The 20508-nt window shown below is 63.4% G+C and carries 16 protein-coding genes; 6 read left to right on the forward strand and 10 right to left on the reverse strand.

Annotated features, from left to right (window positions below; translation table 11 throughout):
* Nucleotides 1-7: 7 nt before the first annotated feature.
* On the reverse strand, nt 8-931 hold the full coding sequence (locus tag GE027_RS00380) for an alpha/beta hydrolase (RefSeq protein WP_162006510.1): 924 nt from the start codon (nt 929-931) through the stop codon (nt 8-10).
* Between the two features lie 637 nt (nt 932-1568).
* Between GE027_RS00380 and GE027_RS00385 the strand changes: the two genes are divergently transcribed.
* Together GE027_RS00385 and GE027_RS00390 are read left to right on the forward strand one after the other, a co-directional pair.
* A complete protein-coding gene (locus GE027_RS00385; RefSeq protein ID WP_153555184.1) occupies nt 1569-4025 on the forward strand; it encodes an ATP-binding protein in 2457 nt (818 codons plus the stop codon).
* 8 nt (nt 4026-4033) lie between these two features.
* Nucleotides 4034-5572 carry a HEAT repeat domain-containing protein gene (locus GE027_RS00390; protein WP_153555185.1) on the forward strand — a complete coding sequence of 513 codons (1539 nt, stop codon included), beginning with the start codon at nt 4034-4036 and terminating at the stop codon, nt 5570-5572.
* A 114-nt stretch (nt 5573-5686) separates the two neighbouring features.
* Here GE027_RS00390 and GE027_RS00395 read toward each other — a convergent pair whose 3' ends face one another.
* Nucleotides 5687-6691, reverse strand: a complete 1005-nt coding sequence (locus GE027_RS00395; protein ID WP_237607137.1) for an NHL repeat-containing protein — start codon at nt 6689-6691, stop codon at nt 5687-5689.
* Between the two features lie 148 nt (nt 6692-6839).
* On the opposite strand from GE027_RS00395, the gene GE027_RS00400 reads away from it, so the two are divergent.
* Nucleotides 6840-8027: an L-threonylcarbamoyladenylate synthase gene (locus tag GE027_RS00400; RefSeq protein ID WP_153555186.1), complete on the forward strand. Its 1188-nt coding sequence runs from the start codon at nt 6840-6842 to the stop codon at nt 8025-8027.
* Entirely contained in the window at nt 8017-8484 is a 468-nt protein-coding gene (rpiB, locus tag GE027_RS00405; RefSeq protein ID WP_153555187.1) for a ribose 5-phosphate isomerase B, read from the forward strand. Before GE027_RS00400 ends, rpiB begins: the two co-directional genes overlap by 11 nt.
* Before the next feature lie 21 nt (nt 8485-8505).
* Here the strand turns inward: rpiB and GE027_RS00410 are convergent, their stop codons facing one another.
* The 5 genes from GE027_RS00410 to GE027_RS00430 are packed head-to-tail and all read right to left on the reverse strand — an operon-like array spanning nt 8506 to nt 14144.
* Nucleotides 8506-8901 (reverse strand): acyl-CoA thioesterase, encoded by a 396-nt coding sequence (locus GE027_RS00410; protein ID WP_153555188.1) that lies wholly within the window; start codon nt 8899-8901, stop codon nt 8506-8508.
* Between the two features lie 8 nt (nt 8902-8909).
* A complete protein-coding gene (locus tag GE027_RS00415; RefSeq protein ID WP_153555189.1) occupies nt 8910-10505 on the reverse strand; it encodes an ABC transporter permease in 1596 nt (531 codons plus the stop codon).
* Complete coding sequence (locus tag GE027_RS00420) at nt 10502-11455, reverse strand: ABC transporter ATP-binding protein (protein WP_153555190.1); 954 nt, start codon at nt 11453-11455, stop codon at nt 10502-10504. The genes GE027_RS00415 and GE027_RS00420 overlap by 4 nt, the downstream gene beginning before the upstream one ends.
* Nucleotides 11452-13740, reverse strand: a complete 2289-nt coding sequence (locus GE027_RS00425) for a hypothetical protein (RefSeq protein ID WP_153555191.1) — start codon at nt 13738-13740, stop codon at nt 11452-11454. The genes GE027_RS00420 and GE027_RS00425 overlap by 4 nt, the downstream gene beginning before the upstream one ends.
* The gene (locus GE027_RS00430; RefSeq protein WP_153555192.1) at nt 13737-14144 is read right to left on the reverse strand and encodes a hypothetical protein; all 408 of its coding nucleotides are present in this window, start codon (nt 14142-14144) and stop codon (nt 13737-13739) included. Before GE027_RS00430 ends, GE027_RS00425 begins: the two co-directional genes overlap by 4 nt.
* Before the next feature lie 204 nt (nt 14145-14348).
* Between GE027_RS00430 and mscL the strand changes: the two genes are divergently transcribed.
* Nucleotides 14349-14816: a large conductance mechanosensitive channel protein MscL gene (mscL, locus tag GE027_RS00435; RefSeq protein ID WP_202617287.1), complete on the forward strand. Its 468-nt coding sequence runs from the start codon at nt 14349-14351 to the stop codon at nt 14814-14816.
* 246 nt (nt 14817-15062) lie between these two features.
* On the opposite strand, the gene GE027_RS00440 is transcribed toward mscL, so the two are convergent.
* Genes GE027_RS00440 through GE027_RS00450 form a run of 3 tightly spaced genes read right to left on the reverse strand, consistent with a single transcriptional unit; the run spans nt 15063 to nt 19724 of the window.
* Nucleotides 15063-17039 (reverse strand): cytochrome c3 family protein, encoded by a 1977-nt coding sequence (locus GE027_RS00440; RefSeq protein ID WP_162006512.1) that lies wholly within the window; start codon nt 17037-17039, stop codon nt 15063-15065.
* Between the two features lie 25 nt (nt 17040-17064).
* Nucleotides 17065-17895, reverse strand: coding sequence for a hypothetical protein (locus GE027_RS00445; protein WP_153555194.1), 831 nt, complete (start codon nt 17893-17895; stop codon nt 17065-17067).
* Entirely contained in the window at nt 17895-19724 is a 1830-nt protein-coding gene (locus GE027_RS00450) for a cyclic nucleotide-binding domain-containing protein (RefSeq protein WP_153555195.1), read from the reverse strand. Before GE027_RS00450 ends, GE027_RS00445 begins: the two co-directional genes overlap by 1 nt.
* A 96-nt stretch (nt 19725-19820) precedes the next feature.
* Here GE027_RS00450 and GE027_RS00455 point away from each other — a divergent pair, with 96 nt between their 5' ends.
* Complete coding sequence (locus GE027_RS00455; protein ID WP_153555196.1) at nt 19821-20501, forward strand: DUF2293 domain-containing protein; 681 nt, start codon at nt 19821-19823, stop codon at nt 20499-20501.
* Nucleotides 20502-20508: the final 7 nt, after the last annotated feature.

Consider the following 20508-nt stretch of genomic DNA (forward strand, 5'->3'; position numbering starts at 1 on the left):
AGAATAATTAATTTCGCTCGCCAGCCAGGTGGTGCCGCAGAAAACCGCGGGCCGCGCGGCGGGACCTTTCGTCCAGGAAGGTCATCAGGTGGCCGTGTCCGGGGATGGTCAGGAATTCGCTGACCACCCCGGCATCGACCTGTTGCCGGAACATCCGCTGCGCTGCCTGGTAGGGCACGATCAAGTCGCCCGTACCGTGGAAGTACAACGTTGGCGGATCGGCCGCCGAAACGTGCGCGGCCGGCGAAGCGGCGTGGTACGCCGCGGGCCGTTGGGCCCGCGTACCGCCCAGGAAGTACGCCAGAGTCGAGTTGTCCGGAGGCAGTTGCCGGAAGTCACTCGGCGTGCCTCCGGCGGCGACCGCTCGGATCGTCGGTATCTGCTGCCAGCGGGGATCGTTCGCGGGCCAGTCACTGGCGGCTCTTTGCGTGGCCGCCAGTTCGTCTTGCAGCACGCCCAGTAGGCCTACCAAGTGGGCTCCGGCCGAGTACCCGAAGACGCCGATTCGGTCCGCGTCCCAGTCGTACTGGTCGGCCGTCTGCGAGATCCACAGCAGGGCGTCGCGAACATCGTCCACCGCCGCGGGAAAAGGATGCTCCGGTGCCAAGCGGTAGTTGATGCTCACGACGGCCATGCCGGCGGCGGCAAAATCTTGGGCGTAGCCGGCGGTCATCCATTTGTCGCCCGAACGCCAAGCCCCGCCATGGACGACCAAAACAACCGGCGGCGGCTGCGGGCCGGCGGGCGGCCGAAAGACGTCGCAGCGCAGCGGCCCCGAAGCCCGCTGGGCATAAACGACGTCGTATTGCACCGCGACCGCGGAATCATCAGCGGCGCTCCTCGCCGGTGCGGCAAGGACGCACAATGCGCCGACGAACCAGCCCCGCAGCAAGGCCCTGACGGTTCGGCGGCGGCATAGAAAAAAGAGCATAAGCATCCACTCCAAAGTATCAGCCGCTTGGGCACTAAGCACGTCGGCATGAATCTTTCGGTGAACCCCCGCGACAACACCCTCCCGCGCAGCGGGAGGGCCGGGCTCTTAGGCCCGGGGAGGGCCCTACGAAAACCCTCTCCGGGCCTAAGAGCCCGACTCTCCCAGTGGGAGAGTAAAGCCGAATGAAATGTTGCGACGTGCTTAGAGTCAGCAATCTTGAATGTACCGGCAAACCGGTATCCCGACGGCGAGGTCCTCGAATTTTTCCGGTTCCCGGCCGTGACGTCTCTGCCCTTGCGTTCCTCCCTTCGCGTTCCTTGGCCAGGCCGGCCTGTCGATTGATTCGAAAACGCATTGCTTGAGTGAGCCGTTTGAGCGATCGCCCCGGTTCTGCGGTGACGAAACCGAGGCTAGCGCCTAAACGGCTCAACAGGGTGACGAAACCGAGGCTAGCGCCTAAACGGCTAAACAGGGTGACGAAACCGAGGCTAGCGTCTAAACGGCTCAACAAATTGACCGGCCGGGACGGCACCGGCGGCCGCGACCGCAGTCGATCGGGGTGCCCCGTTCAGCCGGTTGCCGTCTTTCGCTACGCTAGCGACTGTCTCAAACCCTCTGCAGAGCAGCCACTGCGATGACACCAGACGTCGAAGCTTTTGAAAAACTGGGCGCGTTCTACCTGGGCCGGCAGTACGACCTGCCCGGCGGCAAGCTGCTGGACGATCTGGTGATGCTGGATTCCAAGGATCTCTGCACCCACGCGATGTGCGTGGGGATGACCGGCAGCGGCAAGACCGGACTGTGCGTCTCGCTGTTGGAGGAGGCGGCGATCGACGGGGTGCCGGTACTGTGTCTCGATCCCAAAGGCGATCTGACCAATCTGCTGCTGACCTTTCCCAATCTGTCGCCAGAGGACTTCCAGCCCTACCTCGAGGCGGGCGAAGCGATGCGGCGAGGCATGGATCCCGAGCAGTTTGCCAAGTGGACGGCCAAAACGTGGAAAGACGGCTTGGCCTCGTGGGGACAGTCGCCCGAGCGGGTGGCCCGGTTGCAAGCGGCGGCCGATCGCGCGATCTACACCCCTGGCAGCCGGATCGGACTGCCGCTGACCGTACTGAAAAGCTTTGACGCTCCGCCGGCCGAGGTGCTGGCCGACGACGAAGCCCTTCGGCAACGCGTCTCCTCGGCGGCTTCGGCGTTGTTGACCCTGCTGGAGATCGACGCCAACCCGCTGCTCTCGCGCGAGCACATTCTGCTGGCCACGATTTTTGAAACGCAGTGGCGAGCCGGCCAGGACGTCTCGGTGGCGGATCTGATCGGCTTGATCCAGTCACCGCCGATCGAGCGCGTGGGCGTATTGGATCTGGAGAGTTTCATGTCGGCGGCCGACCGCGGCAAACTGGCAATGCAATTAAACAATCTGCATGCCTCGCCCGCCTTCGGCGGCTGGCTGGAGGGCGAACCCCTGTCGATCCAGCGGCTGCTGTACACCGACGAGGGCAAGCCGCGGGTCAGCGTGCTGTCGATCGCCCACCTCAGCGACGCCCAGCGAATGTTCTTTGTCACGGTGCTGCTGAACGAATTGGTCGCCTGGATGCGAACCCAGAGCGGCACCGGTTCGCTGCGAGCCCTGTTTTATATGGACGAGGTCTACGGGTACTTTCCGCCGGTGGCCAAACCGCCCAGCAAAGAGCCGATGATGACGCTGCTGAAGCAGGCTCGCGCATTCGGTCTGGGCGTGATGCTGGCCACGCAGAACCCGGTCGACTTGGATTACAAGGGGCTTTCCAATATCGGCACCTGGTTCCTGGGCCGACTGCAGACCCAGCGCGACAAAGCCCGGGTGCTGGACGGTTTGGAGGGCGCGGCGATCCAGTCCGGCCAGGCCTTCGACAAAGCAGCGATCGATCAGTTGCTGTCGGCCCTGGGCAATCGCCGCTTTCTGATGAACAACGTCCACGACGAGGCGCCGGTCGTGTTTCAAACTCGCTGGGCCATGTCCTTTCTGGCCGGTCCGTTGTCGCCGCAACAGATCGGTCGCTTGATGGCAAAACGCAAAGCCGCCCAGCAAACCGAAGCGGCGGAAGCCGGCGAAGCGGTGGCTTTTCCTCCGGAACCCGAACCGGCCGCCTCCCCATCCGAACCGGCTCGCCCCATGGCCCCGGCCGAGATTCGTCAGCGGTTTCTCACGGCCACCGTTCTGCCAGCGGGACAGGCCAAACGCGTGTATCGTCCGGCCCTGCTGGGCGCCGGCTCGCTGCATCACGTCCGCGCCAGTGCGTTGCTGGATTCCTGGAGCGACCGTCGCCGATTGTTATTGTGCAGTCCGGACGTGCCGTCGGACCTGTGGCAAGCCAGCACGGAACTGAGCCCCGAGGCGTCGCTAGAGACCGAAGCCGAGCCCGAATTTTTGTTCTACGACCTGCCGGCGGCGCTGTGTAACGCCGACAACTACCGGGACTGGGCAAAGCGGCTGAAGGATTACTTCTATCGGCACCACGCCCTGACCTTGTACAAGAGTCCGTTGTTGGGCCAGTTCGCACCGGCCGGAAACAGCGAAGGCGGAGCACGCATCGCGCTGACGCAGGCCGCTCACGAAGCCCGTGACACGGCGACCGAGAAACTGCGCGTCAAGTATGCCAAGAAACTGGCCGCGGTGGAAAAACGAATTCGCACTGCCGAGCGCCGGGTGACTCGCGAGAAAGGTCAGTCCACCAGCGCCTGGGTATCGACCGGTGTGTCGGCCATCTCCACGGTCTTCAATGCGTTTATGGGCAACAGGATCTCGCGACGGACATCGACGACTGTTCGCAGCGCCTCGCGAGCCAGCCAGCAACAGGGCGATGTCCTACGGGCCGAGCAGGCGTTACAGGATATCAAAGCCGAATACGCGTCGCTGGAAGCCGAGCTCCGCGAAGACCTGCGTGAATTATCGGCCGCCTACGACGTGGCCGAACTGGAACTGGAACCGACGACCGTCGCACCGCGTAAAGGGGATCTTCGCATCGACGAGATCGCCCTGGTGTGGACGCCCTGGCAAATCGATCAACATGGGATGGCCACGCCGCTGTACCCAGTCAAACCGACTTAGGATTTTTCATGACAACCCCGCCTATTGAACTCGCACCGCTGGTGGCCGCCGACGGCGATCCCGTGGTCGCCGCAGCCACGATGCAGGCGATCGCGACCGCCGACGCGGTCGCCGGCCTGAAAAGCTGGCTCGACCAATTGTGGCAGCACCGTGACCAATTGAGCGACAGCGATCCCGCCGTGCTGGGCGGATTGCTTCGCGCGATGCACACCTCGGTCTTGCGCAGCGAATCACCGGCCGAAGCGGTGCGGCCGGTCAACCCGACCATCGTCCTCGGCATCGACGAGGCGTTGCCCAAGTCCACGCCCAATCGGCATTTGCTGATGCACCTGTTGTCGCTGGCCCGCGCCGGCGATCACCTTCACATCCTGACGCGGATGTTGATCGCGCGGCCGCCCGAAGGCTGGATGGCCGTCGGGCAAGTGCTCAGCCCCCTGCTGCAGTACTCCGACTGGGACGTCCACGATTTCTTTCCCGATATTTTCGCGGCCCTTTCGCATCCGGCGGTGGCTTCCCCGGTGTTGGACGTCGCGAATTTCCTGACTCGTTCGGGCCGCGTGGCGGAACATCCGGCGACCGACCGCATCGACAGCCTGCTGGTCCTGCTGGATGCCGTGGTCGCGCGACTGGAACGCTTCGAAAAGGATCCCAGCGAATTCGGCCAGTCCGTCGATCAAGTCCAAGCCGTGCTCAGCGAAGCCATCGCTCTGGCCGTTTCGCTGTGCGATGCCGTGGGACTGATCGGCGACGACCGCGCCAAGGGCAAACTGCATCAAGCCCTCGAGGTGAAACACCGGCGGGTGCAAAGCGAAGCGGCCGGCGCGCTTGCTCGCCTGGGGGACGAAGCGGGACGCGAACACCTAATCAAACTGGCCGCCGAACCGTCCGCTCGCCGCCGCGTTGTGCAGTATGCCGACGAACTGGAGATCGGCGACCAGATCGACCAGCGGTACCGCACACCCGAAGCCTTGGCCGAAGCCGATGTGGCGGTCTGGCTGAGCCAGCCCCAGCAGATGGGCGTGCCGCCTACGTCGGTCGAAGTCGTCGATGCACAGACCATGCTGTGGCCCAGCTACCACGATCCGATCGCCTGCTTTCTGGTTCGGTATGCCTACGACATGGGCGACGTCCAGTACAGCAACGTCGGCCTGGCCGGTCCCACCGTCCACTGCTTTGCCGCCGATCTGAGCGATCTGTCCGTCGACGACACCTACGCCATCTACGCCGGTTGGCATGCCGAGCACCCGGACATCTTTACCGTGCCCGCCAAACACTGGAACGCCGCACAGAAGCGGGTCGTCCAGCCCTTGGTCGATCACTTGGATCGTGAAGGCTACGACGCCATCCAGCCCGATCTGCTGGGATTCCTGCTCGATGAACACGCCGTGGTCTGTCGCGCCATGCGGGACGACCAGCCTCACGTCGTGATCAGCGACGGCCTGGAAACGATATCGCATCCGTCCAGCCAATCGCCGCGGCCGCTAGGCTGTCAGGATCTGTGGTACCTGTACACCGGCCGCAAGATGCTCCGCACCTTTAACGCCTAGCCGGTGCCGATATCCTCGTCGCTGAACCCGCCGGAGTTTGGACAGGGTTGGGTTCGCGGGTCCAAAGTCTGGCGACTTCAGCTACGGGTCTGGCGACTTCAGCTACGAGGCTGCTCAGAGCCAGATCCGCTGGACGCGATGATTGTTGCTGTCCAGGACGTGCACGCGGCCGCGTGAATCGGTCACCACGCCCCAGGGCTGGTACAACTGGCCCGGGGCGTGTCCCGGGCCGCCCCAGGAAGCCAGAAACCGGCCATCGGCGGAGAAATGTTGCAGTCGTTGGTTGCCGTACTCGCAGATAATCAGGCTGCCATCGGCCCGCAGCGTCAGGTCGTAGGGAAAGTACAGCTGGCCCGGATCATGGCCGAACTCGCCCCACAGGGCGACCTGTCGGGGTTGCTCCTCGCGGCAATCGAAGGCTTGAATGCGATGGTTGCAGGCGTCGGCGATCCACAGCGTGTCCTCGGGATCCATCACCAAACTCTGCGGCCGAACGAACAAACCGGGCGTCCGTCCCGTCCCGCCCCACTGCGTCAGGAATCGGCCTCGGGGATCGAATTTCTGGATCCGGTCCGAATCGCCGTATTCGCCCACATAATAATTGCCGCGAGAATCCCGCACCGCATCGGTCACAAACGCGAACTCGCCGGGTTCGAACCCCGCCGTCCCGCCGATGCGTTTTTCCAGCAACAGGTTGCCGGCCAGATCGAACACGGTCATCCGGTGGTAGTGCGTATCGGCGACCAACAGACGGCTGTCGGTGTCCGCGTCGGAGGCCGCCTGCCAGTGATCGACCGCCAAGCCCGTGGGCCGGCCATACTCGATCTCCGGCATGCTCCACTTGTGCAGAAATGTCCCATCGGCGTCAAAAACCTGGATGCGGCCGGTGGTATCGGCGATGAACAAGCGATCATGGCGATCGATGGTCATCGCCCGCGGTTTCAAAAAGCGTCCATCGGTCAAACCGCGCCGGCCCCAGACCAGATCCGGCTCGGCGGCCTGGGCCGGTCCGCTGACGCATCCCGCGGCCAGGGCACAGTTTGCGGCGGCTAGAAAAGTTTGTTGCAACCAGCGGCGACGCGTGGTGCGGCTGGCGGTTCGGGCAGGATGGGCAAACACGGTGGGGTTGATAGCCGCTTGATTTCGGGGAAAACTTCCCAATCAACCCGGGCCGCATATCGGGCGGGTTGTTGCTAAAAGACCCGATTCTTTAGAATAACGGCGAATCGGCTACCGTGATCCCTTTTATTGTAATGCTGTTCTCCGCATGGCAACCCTTGTAGATTTGCAGAAGGCTGAAGAGCCTCGAGATATGGTCCATCGTGCCGTTCAGGCTTTGGCCGAGGGCCGGGTGATCGCGGTGCCGACCGAAACGGTCTACGGCCTGGCCGCCAGCGGGCTGGACGCGCAGGCCGTTCAGGATCTGATCGACCTGAAGGGTCGCAGTCAGAACGCGCCCTTGGCGTTGGCCCTCAGCAGCACCGAGGCGGTCTGGGACTTTGTATGTGAATTATCTCCACTGGCCCAGCGACTGGCTCGCCGCTGTTGGCCGGGCCCGTTGACGTTGGTCCTGCCCAGCGACTCGCCGGAGTCGGCTGTCACCCAGTTGCCACCGGAGGTCCGCAAGTACGTTTTGGCGCCGGACGGATGTGTGGGGTTTCGCGTGGTCGCCCACCGCGTGTTTGAAACCCTTCATCAATTCGTCGCCGCGCCGATCGTCCTGACCAGCGCCAACCTTTCCGGACAACCACCGGCGACGACGGCCGAAGCCGTCCTGGATCAATTTGGCGACCGTCTGCCGCTGATCCTCAGCGACGGACCATCGCGATACGCCGGCGCCTCGACCGTGGTCCGGGTAAAAGCCAACCGCTATGAAATCCTCCGTGAAGGCGCTATCGAAAGGGCCGCAATGCGACAGTTTGCCAAACCGATCATCGCCGTCGTCTGCACCGGAAATACCTGTCGCAGTCCGATGGCCGAGGTGATGTTGCGCGAGCGGTTCCGCCAAAAGACGGGTCGCGAAGATGCGGTCTTGGTCGTATCGGCCGGCGTCTCGGCGATGCCCGGCGGGGGCGCCGCCCAACAAGCCGTCGAGGCGATGAGCCAACGAGGTTTGGATCTGACCGGCCACAGTTCTCGGCCCCTGGACGAGCGGTTGATCGAACTGGCCGACCTGGTCCTGACCATGACCGGTCAGCACCGCGAAGCGATCGTCGCGCGTTGGCCCCATGCGGCCGGCAGGGTCAAGACGTTGCGGCACGACGGCAGCGACGTCAGTGATCCGATCGGCGCCCCGCAGGAGGTGTATGCCACGTGCGCGGCACAGATCGACGAACAACTGGGGCAGTGGGTAGAGACGCTGGGCGAAGACTGGTTGCCCGAGGAACAAGGAGGGCAGGCACCATCCAGTTCGGATGCCTGCGAGCAACAAGGGGGCGAATCCGATGCGTGTTAGTATTGCGAGCGACCATCGCGGCGTCCGTATCAAAGCCAAATTGGTCCAGACGCTGCGGGCCGAGGGCTACGACGTCTGCGATGAAGGCACCGACGACGAGTCCTGCTCAGTCGATTATCCCGATTACGCGACCGCCGTGGCGGCCAAGGTCAGCCATGGCGAAGCGGAGCGGGGGATCCTGATCTGCGGTACCGGTATCGGGATGGCGATCGTGGCCAACAAATTCCCCCACGTTCGCGCTGCGGCCTGCTATGACGAAGTCATGATCGAGATGAGCCGGCGGCATAACGATCTGAACATCCTGTGCCTGCCGGGTGACATGATCGGCGATCGTTCGGTCGACGATCTGGTCTTGCTGTGGCTGCGGACCGAATTCGAAGCCGGCCGCCACAGCCGCCGTGTCAAGAAGATCAATAACCTCGATCGCGCCACCCAGCGAGACCTACCCAGCGGTTAGGCGCGTCATGGCATAGGCACTCTAGGACTGATAGGCTTCGATCAACGCCTCGGGCACACGCTGCAAGCGTCCCTCGCGATCGATCACGGCCAACGTCACGTCGGCTTCGACCAACACCTGCCCATCTCGGCGGATGACGTAGTGGTGGATGATTTTTGCCGCCGTCACTTTGGTGATCTGGGTGGTCACCGTGATCATTTCGTCGTAGCGTGCCGGCGCTTTGTAGCGGCAGTCCACGCGGACTACCACCACCAACAGCCCGGCCGCTTCCATATCGCGGTAACGTCCGCCGGCGGCTCGCAGCAGCTCCGTGCGCCCGATTTCAAAGTACCGCAGGTAGTTTGAATGGTGGACCAGTCCCATGGGATCCGTTTCGTCGTAGCGGACCCGCAGTTCAATCGTGTGTTCGCGTATCATGCCGGGGATTATACCAACGCCTCGGACTGTTTTTCCATCCGCAGCTGCGTCGGTTCGGCGATCCGTCGATAGCTGAACTCACGAGCAAGCAACAGGCTGTTCAGGACCCACAGCATCGCGCCCAGCAGGAAAACCAACATGGCTGCCGATAGGCCGATCCCCCGTGAGAAAGCTTCGTCCAGCGTCCACATCCAATTGGGCAGTTCCAACGGCGAATAGGCCTGCGGCAGATCTCCGGTCAGCAGAACACTGCCGACCGAGGGAAGCACTGCCGAGCCGAACAGGACGAACGCCAACGTGGCGATCGAGAGAACAAAGGATCGGCCCAGCCAGCGGCCGAGCACCAGACACACGATGCGAACGGCGCTGAGGTAAAAAATCAGATAACCGCTCATCAACAACGCCATGGCCACCGGATGGGTCGAGGGGCTCTGGTAGATATTCAGGAACGCGGCGCTGCTGGAAAAGACGGCCATCGTTGCAAACGCCGCCACGCCGCTACAGAGCGCAAACATGTAACCGGTGCCCGGCCCCGGATTAAACCACATCCGGAACATCCGGCCCAAAAACGTGCTAGGCAGCGTCCGCTGGACTCGCGGACTCAGTTCCGGCGATTCGGCCAACATCAACGCCCCCATGATCAACCAGAAGCCCGCCAGGATCATCATCGCAAAATTAATCGGCTCGGCATCCACATAGGCGTCCGGGGTATGATTGGCGTAGTGCATCGGGATCAGCATCATCGCAAAGATCCACAGCAACTGCAGCGTGAACATGCACCACCGCAGGCCGGTCGAGCGGTTTTCGGTGACCGGCGCAATCCTGGCCGCGGCGGCTTTGACAAACAACACCATACATCCGCTGCCCACCAGCCCGAACACTCCGACATACAACCACGACTCGGGCATGGAACCGGCATCCTGTCCCACGATGCCTCCCAGACAAACCCCGGCGCAGAGGAACTGGGCAAACAGCACGCATCCCAGCACAGCCAACAGGGCGAACGCCTGCCAGGCGCGATGCGACGCCAGCGTGGCGATCATCAGAGCTGCGGTGGTCATCAACAGGGCGGTGAAAAACACCACGATGACCATCATCACCAGCGTCGGCATGTTCACGCCCCGCAGCAGATACGAAAAGGCCAATCCCGGCACGACGGCGGCAAAGTAGATCATCATCTGCAGCAGCGCGCTGTTCAGCTTTCCCAGCACGATGCGCATCGAGGACAGCTTGGTGATCGCCAACATCTCGAACGTCCCGTCATCGATCTCGGCGGCCAAGGAACGATGGGCGACCAACGGCACCATCCCCAACAGCGGCAGGGCCAGCACAAAGTAATAGCCCTGCAGCATGTCTTCGCCCGAGGGCATGTAGTACACGTCGGGCGACAGGGTGACGATCCCCAGGACGGTCCAAAGCCAGGAACTTGCCAGCAACAAGAAGAACGTGATCACGAATTGCTTGCTCTTGAGCGCCTGCCGCGCTTCTTTGATCAGGATCGGGTTCAACCAACCGCCGGCCCAGACGCTGGCTCGATCGATCCAGCCCCAGAAACCGTCCTGCTCTGGATCCCGCGTCAGGGGGTGAGGTTGATTCGGGTTCATTGCACGTGCCCCTGGGTGATTTGCAAGAAAACGTCCTCCAGCGATTCGTCCACGGTGGCGTAGTCCAGGACGTCGATTCGGGCATCGGTCAAGATCCGCAGCAGTTCGACCTGGACGTCGTCGCCACCGTGCAAATGAAAGCGAATCAAACCGCGTTCGCCTTCCAGTTGGTCGACCGCCGGATGCGGCTGGAGCAGTTTGACGGCGGGCGCGACGTCGCCGAGGATGCGGACCAGGATGTTGCGGGTTTTGCGCAACTGGCGACGGATCTCTTCGACCGTGCCGGTGGCCAACAGGCATCCCCGTTCGATGATGCCCACCGAATCGCACATTTCGGCCAGTTCCGTCAGGATGTGACTGCTGATCAGGATGGTTTTTCCCTCGGCCGCCAGAGCGCGGATCATCTGCCGCAGCTCGATGCGGGCACGTGGATCCAGTCCCGCGGCCGGTTCGTCCAGAATCAACACGGCCGGGTCGTGGATCAGCGCCCGGCCCAGACACAAACGCTGCTTCATGCCTTTGCTGAGCCCGCGGATCGGTTTGTAAGCCAATTGATCCAGGCCGGTAAATTCCATGACCCGCCGCAGCCGCCGCGTGCGGTCCCGACCGATCACGCCGTAGGAGCGAGCAAAGAAGTCCAGGTACTCGGCGCAGTTCGTATCGCCATAGGTGCCGAAGCCGTCGGGCATGAACCCCAGCCGGCCACGGACGCGATCCGGATCGTTGATCGCCGACAGGCCTTGAATGAATGCGTCGCCGGAGGTGGGCAACTCCAGCGTCGCCAGGATGCGCATGCTGGTCGTTTTGCCGGCGCCGTTGGGACCGATGTAGCCAAACACGCCGCCCGGCGGGACGGTAAACGACACATCGTTGACCGCGCGGGTGCTGCCGAAATCGCGGCACAACCGCTGCAGTTCGATCGCCGGTCCGTTCCAAGAGCTTGCGATCATGGCAACCGTCCCATTAGATAGTGTTCGCGCTGGACCGACTGTGCCCGCTCGACCCCCAGCAAGGACCGCTCGTCGTCCGAACTTTCGGCAATAAAGGTGCCCCGAGGCATACGGTTCATCCACTGTTGCAGGCGTCGTTCCCACTGGCCGACTTCATCGCCGATGCCATAGCGTCCCCAGGGGTCCGTACCGGACCGCAAACGGGGCCGCACATCGGGATCCAGTTTTTCGAATCGGATCACCGCCGGCGGTTCCCCTGCGCCGTCGGCGCCGCCCCCAGCGTCTTCCAGCGACCGACTCTGACCGCTGCCCACGCCGCTTGCATGCCAGTAGCGGCCGGCCTTGTCCCGGACCAACAACCGGTCCAGATCGTAGGGCAGATGGTTGTGGACCTGGGGCTGCGGCGTGTTCCAGTCCAGGGTGATCGTTTCCTCGACCGCCTGCGGATAACAGACCAGCATCTGTGTCTGGGCCCGCGGCGGCAGGAAGCAACCGCGCAGACGAACCGAGTCCTCGCCCGCGGTGATGGTTCCTTCAACATTGGAAGCCGCATTGTGGCGATAGCCTCGGCCGCCACGGATCGAGCCGCGTGCCACCGGATACACGGCCGCTTCGGGTGGCATCTGCAATCCTTTGTAGCTGTCCAAAACCGCGAAATAAGTTTGCCGCGACTGCGTCGCCAGATAACCGTTATGAGTATCGACCCAGGTGATCTGCCGCGTCCGGATACGCGTTTCGACGCCGTCGCTGAGGTAGGCGTACAGCACCAAGCCGCCGGTAATCAGCAGAGCCGTGACCGGGGCGATAAAGAACAGCAAGAACAGCCGTTGGCGGCGGCGCAAATAAAGATAAAAGAACGGGCCGATGGCCAGGACAAACAGCGTGTTCAATACAACAAACAATTTCACGGGCGGTTGTCCCACCGCCGCGATCAACAGCGACCAGTAATTCCAGTCGCCGCCGGGAACGTTCACGCCATGGCGATGCACCCAGTTGAACTCGTCTGCATCGTCGACATCGACCACAGCTTGCCAGAGTTGGTAAGAACCGGGAAACGGGTCTTCGTCCCTAATCACCGTGACCCTACCCATGCCCCAGTCGCCCTGCCGAATCCGTTGTCTCAGTTCCTCGGCGGTGCGTTCGTATACCAGGGGATGTTCGTGCTTTCGCAGGTCCTCGACGGTTTCCGTTTGCAACTGGGCGATCGGCGAGAGATTACCGGTCGGAAGCGTTCCCGCGCCACGCGCGATCTGCTGGTTGTCCGCGTTCAACAGCATCGGGCCGCTATAGCTGTCGTAGTGCCAGGAGACGTGTCCGGACAGGCGATTCAACCGGATCCGGTCTTCCAGCCTGCGGCCGGTGAGGATGCGGACGTTGCGGGGCGGCTCGAGCCGGACTTGATCCAACAGGGCGGGCGCTGCGATCTCGGATGCGTACACCCACAACCGGCCCCCGTTTGCGACCCAATCGGTCAGCGCCCGGTAGGCAGCGGGCTGCTGCTGCAACCGCTCCAGATCCGGAGCCGCGATCAGGATCACGTCCAGCTGGGAATAGGCCAGCCAGTTTTCGGGCAATTGGGCGATATCCAATTGCCGAAACTGTACCGCCGCCTCCTGCACCTTGTCGATCTCCCGCAGCGCCTGGCGATGGTCCAGCCGCGTCGTGTCGGGGTCCGCCGGTAACGCCCCATCAAAGACGGTCTGCAGGGACCGTACGTCCGGACAAACCCGCCACGGCGGCGGCGAGGCGTTCTTACCAAGATTCGTGGCGACCACCACGCCGATACTACAGTGCTCGAGCGGTTGCAGTCGGCTGTTGCCGATGTTCAACACCGTCATCGCGTTCGGTATCGGCTGGTCGTTTTCCAGCACACGCACGCGAAGCGAGGACCACCCCACATAGTACGGCAGATACTGGACGCTGCGATGACCGGTCGCCCGCTGGGGCAGTTGCACACCGCACCGATACCGGTAATCCAGATTGGTCTGCAGTTGATCACCGGGGGTCAATTCGATGGTCAGATTCCGCTGCTGGGTAAACGTTCGCCCGACCGGTCGAAACACCAGGTGCACCGGTTGGTAGCCGTTGCCGGGCACGGATTCCATCTCCACCGACAATTGAAACCCTTGTCGGGGCGGCACCGGCACCCGCCCCAGCGGAACCGGTTCGGCGGGCACGGCGGTCATGGTGGCAAAGAACCAGCCGATCGCCAGGATCACCCCGGTCGCGCGGACGCCGAGCGATCGAATATGGAAATGAAACGGCGCAGGGTCCGGACGATTCACGAGGCATCCTCCCGAGCATCGGCGGCGGGAAGCGTCTTGGCCGGAGCCGTCGAGACGCAGGCCCCGTCCGCGTCCGAGCAGTGCACGGCGGAGCCGCCGGCCGGCGAATTCAGAGACTCGGCCACCGCCTCTGTGGTCGCGGCGCAGCGCGTCGGCACGGCGGCTTGTGGGCGCGACAAATCCCCGCCGGCGGCTTGCACCAAGGGATGCATCGCCAAAGAGAACAGGTAGGAAATCGAGAACACCGCAGCGTAGGTCACAAAGCAAACGACCGCAGCGGTGACCGCGACGACCAACGCTTTCAGGCCGACATAGTTACCGCTGAACCCCGTGCGAACCACCCATGACAGGACCGCGACCAGCGTGGTCAGTCCGATCAGGGAAAGGATCGAAATTCGAGGCATCAACCGTTCGGGTTCTTCCCCAGCCGGTTCGCATCGCATACGGTCATCGGACATTTCGGACATGTCGATTACTCTGCCGTTTCATGTTAGAAAAGAGCCGCTCGGGGGGATCGCTATTCGCCCTCAGCATACCGAGCTTGGGCGGCAAAATCGAGCAATCGCTTTTCGTACGGTTCTAATCTCCTGGTGATCAAGGCTGCGGTTATGGGAATGTTGCAGGAATTCAAGAAGTTCGCCCTCAAGGGCAACATGATCGACATGGCCGTGGGGATCGTTATCGGGGCCGCGTTCAGCTCGGTGATCTCCTCGCTGGTCGAAGACGTGATCACGCCGCCGCTGGGTCTGTTGACCGAACAGGTCGACTTTCAATCGTGGTCCTACACGCTTCGCGAAGCCCAACCGGCCGGAGAAGATGGCCAGCCGGTCGAAGCCGTATCCATCAACGTCGGCAATTTCCTGAACGCTCTGGTCAGCTTCCTGATCGTGGCGATCGCGATCTTTATCGTGATCAAACTGATGAACCGGGTCCGCGAACAGTTCGAAGCCGACGAGGACACGCCCACGCCGACGTCCAAAAAGTGCGACGCCTGTAAGATGGAGATCCCCATCAAGGCAACCAAGTGCGGCCACTGTACCAGCGACCTGCCCGACGGCTCCACGTCCGCTGTGTAGCTGCTAGAGAGTTGCCTTTCGCTCCGCCGAAAGTGGCTCGGTCCGCCTCCCTTTCTCTCCAAAGTCTGGCGACTTCAGCTACAGACGCTGGAGTCTAGCCTTTAGGCGATTCGTCGCTGCGCGCGCGGGCGGCTAAAGCCTGGACTCCAACGCTCCAAAGTCTGGCGACTTCAACTACGGCTACTTTCGGCGGAGCGAAAGGCGACTCTACGGCTACTCTCGGCGGAGCGAAAGGCGACTCTACGGCTACTCTCGGCGGAGCGAAAGGCTGCTCTGGCCGACGTGGTAGTTGTGGCACTGAGTACAGTTGTCGCTGGCGGCCGTGGCGTTGTGACAAGCCGCACAGGACGCCTTGGGCAGGGGGCGAAAATCGTGGCTGCCAGGGGTGGTCGAAGCCCACTGCACCTCCGCGTCCCCGCCGGCAATTTGGTGACAGTGCGTGCAGTCATCCAGGATCGGCAGCTTCAGATGCGGCCGATGGGAAAAGCGGGTGAAGGGCCGCGGTTGTGGCTCCTCCGGCTCCGCTTGCCAGCGGAACGCGTCGGCGCCCACCGGTCGTTGGTGACATTGTAAACACGCCGCGACCGCGCGATGCTGCCACATCCGCTGGGCCAGCGGCGAATCCTTCGGCAGCTCCGCGGCGGCTTCGATCAATCCGACCAGCAGCGGATCGCCATGCCCCTGTCCGCGATACCGCACAGCCAACGTCAGATCGTCCCGGTACCAGCCCCCGGAGGGCAGCTGCGTTTGCGGATCGAACTCGGGCAGGTGCCAGGGGGCTGCCGCGGCGCCGCCGCTTTCAGCAAACCATCGCTTGGCGGAATCGTACAACAATTGCGGTGACAACTGGGCGGCAACGCGGCCCGCGGCGTCGTCACCGACGCCGCTGGCGCCCAGACGCTGGCGGATCGTGCGATCGCTGTCTTCGGCCAACGCTTTGGCCAACCGGTCAATCGCCAACGCCACCTGCTCCGCGGCGGTGACTTGTGTCTTGCTGGCAGCGTTGACTTTGGCAAAGTCTCGCTGGGCGGGCAGGCGTTCGAGGGCCGACTGCACCTCTGGATCGGCCGCCAGCAACCATTCGGTCAGCGGGCCGATGCGACCATCATAAAACCCCAGAGCCGCCTCGGGCCAGTGCGTCGCGCCGGCGGGTGGCTGGGCCAAGGCTGGCACGGCGAACAGGTCCAGGGCCTGAGCGGACTCGACCGCCAGCGTCGACTCGTGGCAGGATGCACAGGTCTGCTGGAAACTGCCCGACGCGGTGATCTCGCCCTCGGCCGTCCTCTGGTGGCACGCGCGGCAATCGAACTTCGGTGCGACGCCATCTTGCAACGATTCCGGAAAGTGTTTGCGGGCGTGGGCAGCGTGATCGAACGCGATGCGCCCCGGCCGGCGGTAGGGCCAATCCGTCCACTCGGGATGTCCATCGGCGAAACTGGCGAAACGATCCTGATGGCACGTTTGACACTGCTGGTTGGTCAGCGCCGTGAGATCGTGATTCGGACCCTGATGCTCGCGGTGGCATGCGCTGCACTGGACCGAGTTGGCAGCGAATGCGGGGCTGGGCAGAGAATCGTGCCAGGACCGGTCACCAAGCGAGTTGTCCCGGCTGATCCGATGCAGCTGTGCCGCCGTCAGATTATGGGCCAGCAGAGCCGTTTCGGGTTCGATTTGCCCGTGATGACAATCGATGCACAATTGCGATTGGCTGATGCCGGCGTGCTGGGCTCCTGCGGCGACGAACCAGTTCACCAGTCCACCTTGGGCCGCCGGATGGCAGGCTGCACAGCGATCCGCCGCCAACTGACTGCCGAGGATCTGGGCGTGCGATCGGTGCAGCGGGCCGGGACGCAGCGGTTCACTTTGCCAGGGCACAGCGATCATCAGGCCCAGGACGGCTACCGCGGCCAGGACGCCCGCGACGATTGCGCGCGTTCGCCGGCTGTGCCAGGAGCGCCGGGGAACACAGGGCGTCGGCGTCAGAGCGCACGTTCCATCGGCGTCAGGGCCCCGGTCGCAGGGGCCGCCCAAACAGGCCGGACGCCCACAGCGATATCCCCGGCGGCCTTCGACCGGACGACACGCTCCGGTGGCCGGGCAGCCGCCATCGGGATTCGGGCCGTGGGCGCAAGGGTGTCCCTGATCGGCGTGTCCGCAGACCCAACGGTCGCTCGGCCGATCCGTCTGTGGCGGCTGGGGAGAATCGATTTCTTGTCGACGCACGCGTGCAACACCCTGCCAGAGAAAATTAACCCAGAAACCGCAGCACCAACAAAACATGCACCGTCGCCCAAACCAACAGGGCGATCGACAACAGGCTGTGCAAAACCAGCCATCCCCGCAGCCGCAGCTGGAGGGCAAAGTGGTAGTCCAAATCGTCCCGCATCCGCACCAAAGCCGCAAAGCGACCGGCGGCGTCTCGAGTTCCCGCTTCCAGATAACGGTCCAGCTCGTTCAGCTGGGCCAGGATCCGGCGGCGACGACCACCGCTGGGGACGGCGACGTACACCAGTCCAGGCCGAGACAGGAAAAACGGCTGCAGCGTTTGCGTATAGAACTGAGACAAGACCGCCGCAGCCTCGGGGCCACCGCCAGCGGCGCCCAACTGGTCCGTGACCAACTGATCGGCCAGCTGTGCGATGCGGCTGCGATGCCAACCAATCTGCTCGAATCGGTACTCGCCCGCCACGGCCGTCAAGCGTTTCGGTGCGCTGCGGCTGACGTACAGGCCATAGACGCCACTGCCGGCAACGGCCAAAAACAGTATCGCCAACCCGCCTTCGAACGTGCCGCTGGCCAGCAGCGTGGGAACGTGCAGGGCATAGGCGGCGGTAGCGAACAGTCCGGTGTAGATGTGAATCTGAACCCAGGTGGACATGGTCCACAGCGGCAGCACCGGGATTCGCCGGCGCAGGCCGATCAGGGTCAACAGCAGCACGCAGGCCAGCGTAGTCCAGCCGGTCATCACCGCGGCATGCCCCAGTCGCTGGGTGACCACCCACCGCAGCACTCCCAAGACGCCGATCGCCACCAGGGTCACGCCGGTGGCCAGCAACCGACGCTGCAGAAAACGATTCATCAAACGTCCCCCTCACGCATGCCGCGCTGCCGCAGGAGATCGTCCAGCGAATGCACATCGGTCAAATCGATGCGCACCAGGGCGTCGTGCGGGCACGCTGCGGTACAAGCCGGACCCGAGGGTTGGGTCTGGCACATATCGCACTTGGTGGCTTTAAGGATCGGCAACCGAGTCTGCTCGTCGCGGTAGAAGCGACCTTGCGGATCACGCACTTCCACCATTTGAATGTTCTGATAGGGGCAGGCCGCAGCACAGGTTCCACAGCCGATACAGATCGGTTCGTGAACACTGACCGTACCGGTCGCCGGATTGCGAGCGATTGCACCGGTGGGACAGCCGATCATGCAGACCGGATCCGCACAGTGCATGCAGGCCTGCAAGAATTGCAGACGTTGGTGGGAGCTGCCGATGCGTGCAAAGCGGGGATTGCCATCGTGGGTCGTAGCACAGGCCTTCACACAGTCGTCACAGCGAGTACAGCGATGCAGGTCCACGACCATCGCCTCGCGGCCGTTGTTCAGCCGGTTCTGAACGACGAATTCCAGCAAACCGGTGGGCAGTGGTGAGCGCCCGTCACCGCTGGCCTCGCCCCCTGGATCAGCCGCCCCGGTCGCCGCACCGGTCGCCGCTCCGGTCGCCGCTCCGGTCGCCGCACCGGTCGCCGCGGGCTGCTGTCGCCGGGGACGGACGAGGGGACGTGGCAGTTCGGATTTGCGGATAAACGGCAGCACGCTCTCGACCACCGTTTCCACCGGGATGTGCAGCGTGTCCAGGAACCCTACGGCTCGCAGAGATTGCTGCAGCGCTAGCGGCGGTGTGCCCTCTGGACGTGTCGCGTTGTGAGCGATTTCTTCCAAGCCGAACAGCTGGCCCTTGCCCAGGTAGGCACTGGTCTGGTGGCCAGCACCGTGCTGCTGGGAAACGCGGGCAAAGCCGGCGCGGATTAATATTAATTCCGTCGGCAGATGCCCCTCCGATGCCACCAATGGTTCGGATTCGATCTGCTGTGCCGGTGGCAGGTCGCGTGTCCGCTGGAATTGGGCATTCCATTCGGTCTTGCCGAACGACTGCATCGCGACCGCGTCGACGACCTGTTGCAGCTGGGCCTCGGGCAGATAGCGCAGCTGCGGTGTTTCCTGAAGATGTTTTTTCAACCAGTGCGTGCGGTAGTGCTGTTCCAGCTGGGCAGAGAACGCCCGGTCGCGGCGCAGCAAGCGGAGGCCCTGCCAGCGGATCTCCAGCAACGTCGCTTCGCTGTCACAGACCACGGTCGCAGTGCGGGGCGAACGGTACATGGCCGCCACTTCGCCGAACAGGTCGCCGGGCCCCAACAGCAGCGATTTATTTTCCTGCAGCACGCCGTCAAAATCTTGCAGGAACACGGCCTGCCGGTCGTCAACCTGTTGCAGCCGCGGTCCCTGTAAAACATTGATGGCTTCGCGCGGCCGGGATTCGGCAAAGCGAGAACGCCGCCAGAGTTGCCGGAGCGCCTGTTTCCAGGGCATCGGCTGTACCGGAGCCCGTCCCAACTGCTGCGGCGGCAGCGACTTGAGCAACGCCCGCACGTTGCCGGCCAGGATCAAAAAAGCGCTGTTGCCGTAGTCCCCTTCACGGACCACCAATTCGCCCGGAAGATATCGGCGAACGCGGCAATCGTTCCGCAAAATGCCTTCCAGCGGCGTCGCCCGGGGAAACGTCCGCGGCGACATCTGGGCAAACGGACTGCGCGTCAACAACCAAGCCACTTCGCTGTCGGCCATCGAAGGATCGAACGGTTCGTCCCAACGCTGGGGGCGGCGGACGCTGGTGGCGGGGGTGGAGGGGTGCATGCTGCGTGCTTAGCCGGCGGCCGCCCTCGAAGTCAAGATCGACTGGCCGTGCCGTTCCCTGTAGACAATCCAGAGCCACCAGACCGCGTTGATCCCATGCCCGAACAGAATCGCATCGTTTCCCCCGGACCGCACCAGCACGCGGTAAAAGCGGACAATGGCCAGATATTAACGGTGCCCCGCGATTGGGACTGGCTGCCGGCCGGCGACGCCGGGCTGACTCGCCGCGTCAAATCCACGGGTCCCAGCTGGACGGTCAAGCAGAAGAAGGGCCGCCGCGTGATCTCGCTGGGCGTGTGGGCTTCGCGTGCACGGATCGCCGAAGTCCGCGCGGCGGTGGAGGCCGAAAGAGCCACCCCCGCGTACGCTCGCCGCCGCGCCGCCGATGCCCGCCGCCGAAACGTCAAACAGCAGCAGTACGTGGAAGACTTTCGCGGGGCCGTGCTGGCCTTCCTGGACTTCGCTCCCGCTCACGCCGCTCTGGCCGAAAAACTCGCCACCGCCGTGGCCGAACACGCCACACCGGTCGGTAGCGGTACGGTCGCTCGGACCCAGCGTATTCCCATCGAGCAACGTGCCGAGTCGGCCGTGATCGCGTGGATGCGGCATCAGACCACCGGCTATGACAACATGAAGATCGCACGGGTCAAAGGCCGGCGCCGCGAAGTCCGCCGCTTGTTGGCCGAACGTTCACGGTCCTTGCTGCAAGGCTATCGCCGAGGCGAGCCGGTGGCCGCAGCGACCTGTCCCCTGCAGCGGGCGTTAAGGGAGATGTAAAGGACGA

This window comes from Roseimaritima sediminicola, assembly GCF_009618275.1.
GTDB lineage: Bacteria > Planctomycetota > Planctomycetia > Pirellulales > Pirellulaceae > Roseimaritima > Roseimaritima sediminicola.

Bases quoted from the DNA above. Each gene is read 5' to 3' on its own strand.
- GE027_RS00380 (WP_162006510.1), bottom strand. From the start codon at position 931: ATGCTCTTTTTTCTATGCCGCCGCCGAACCGTCAGGGCCTTGCTGCGG.
- GE027_RS00385 (WP_153555184.1), top strand. From the start codon at position 1,569: ATGACACCAGACGTCGAAGCTTTTGAAAAACTGGGCGCGTTCTACCTG.
- GE027_RS00390 (WP_153555185.1), top strand. From the start codon at position 4,034: ATGACAACCCCGCCTATTGAACTCGCACCGCTGGTGGCCGCCGACGGC.
- GE027_RS00400 (WP_153555186.1), top strand. From the start codon at position 6,840: ATGGCAACCCTTGTAGATTTGCAGAAGGCTGAAGAGCCTCGAGATATG.
- rpiB (WP_153555187.1), top strand. From the start codon at position 8,017: ATGCGTGTTAGTATTGCGAGCGACCATCGCGGCGTCCGTATCAAAGCC.
- GE027_RS00410 (WP_153555188.1), bottom strand. From the start codon at position 8,901: ATGATACGCGAACACACGATTGAACTGCGGGTCCGCTACGACGAAACG.
- GE027_RS00415 (WP_153555189.1), bottom strand. From the start codon at position 10,505: ATGAACCCGAATCAACCTCACCCCCTGACGCGGGATCCAGAGCAGGAC.
- GE027_RS00420 (WP_153555190.1), bottom strand. From the start codon at position 11,455: ATGATCGCAAGCTCTTGGAACGGACCGGCGATCGAACTGCAGCGGTTG.
- GE027_RS00430 (WP_153555192.1), bottom strand. From the start codon at position 14,144: ATGCCTCGAATTTCGATCCTTTCCCTGATCGGACTGACCACGCTGGTC.
- mscL (WP_202617287.1), top strand. From the start codon at position 14,349: ATGGGAATGTTGCAGGAATTCAAGAAGTTCGCCCTCAAGGGCAACATG.
- GE027_RS00445 (WP_153555194.1), bottom strand. From the start codon at position 17,895: ATGAATCGTTTTCTGCAGCGTCGGTTGCTGGCCACCGGCGTGACCCTG.
- GE027_RS00450 (WP_153555195.1), bottom strand. From the start codon at position 19,724: ATGCACCCCTCCACCCCCGCCACCAGCGTCCGCCGCCCCCAGCGTTGG.
- GE027_RS00455 (WP_153555196.1), top strand. From the start codon at position 19,821: ATGCCCGAACAGAATCGCATCGTTTCCCCCGGACCGCACCAGCACGCG.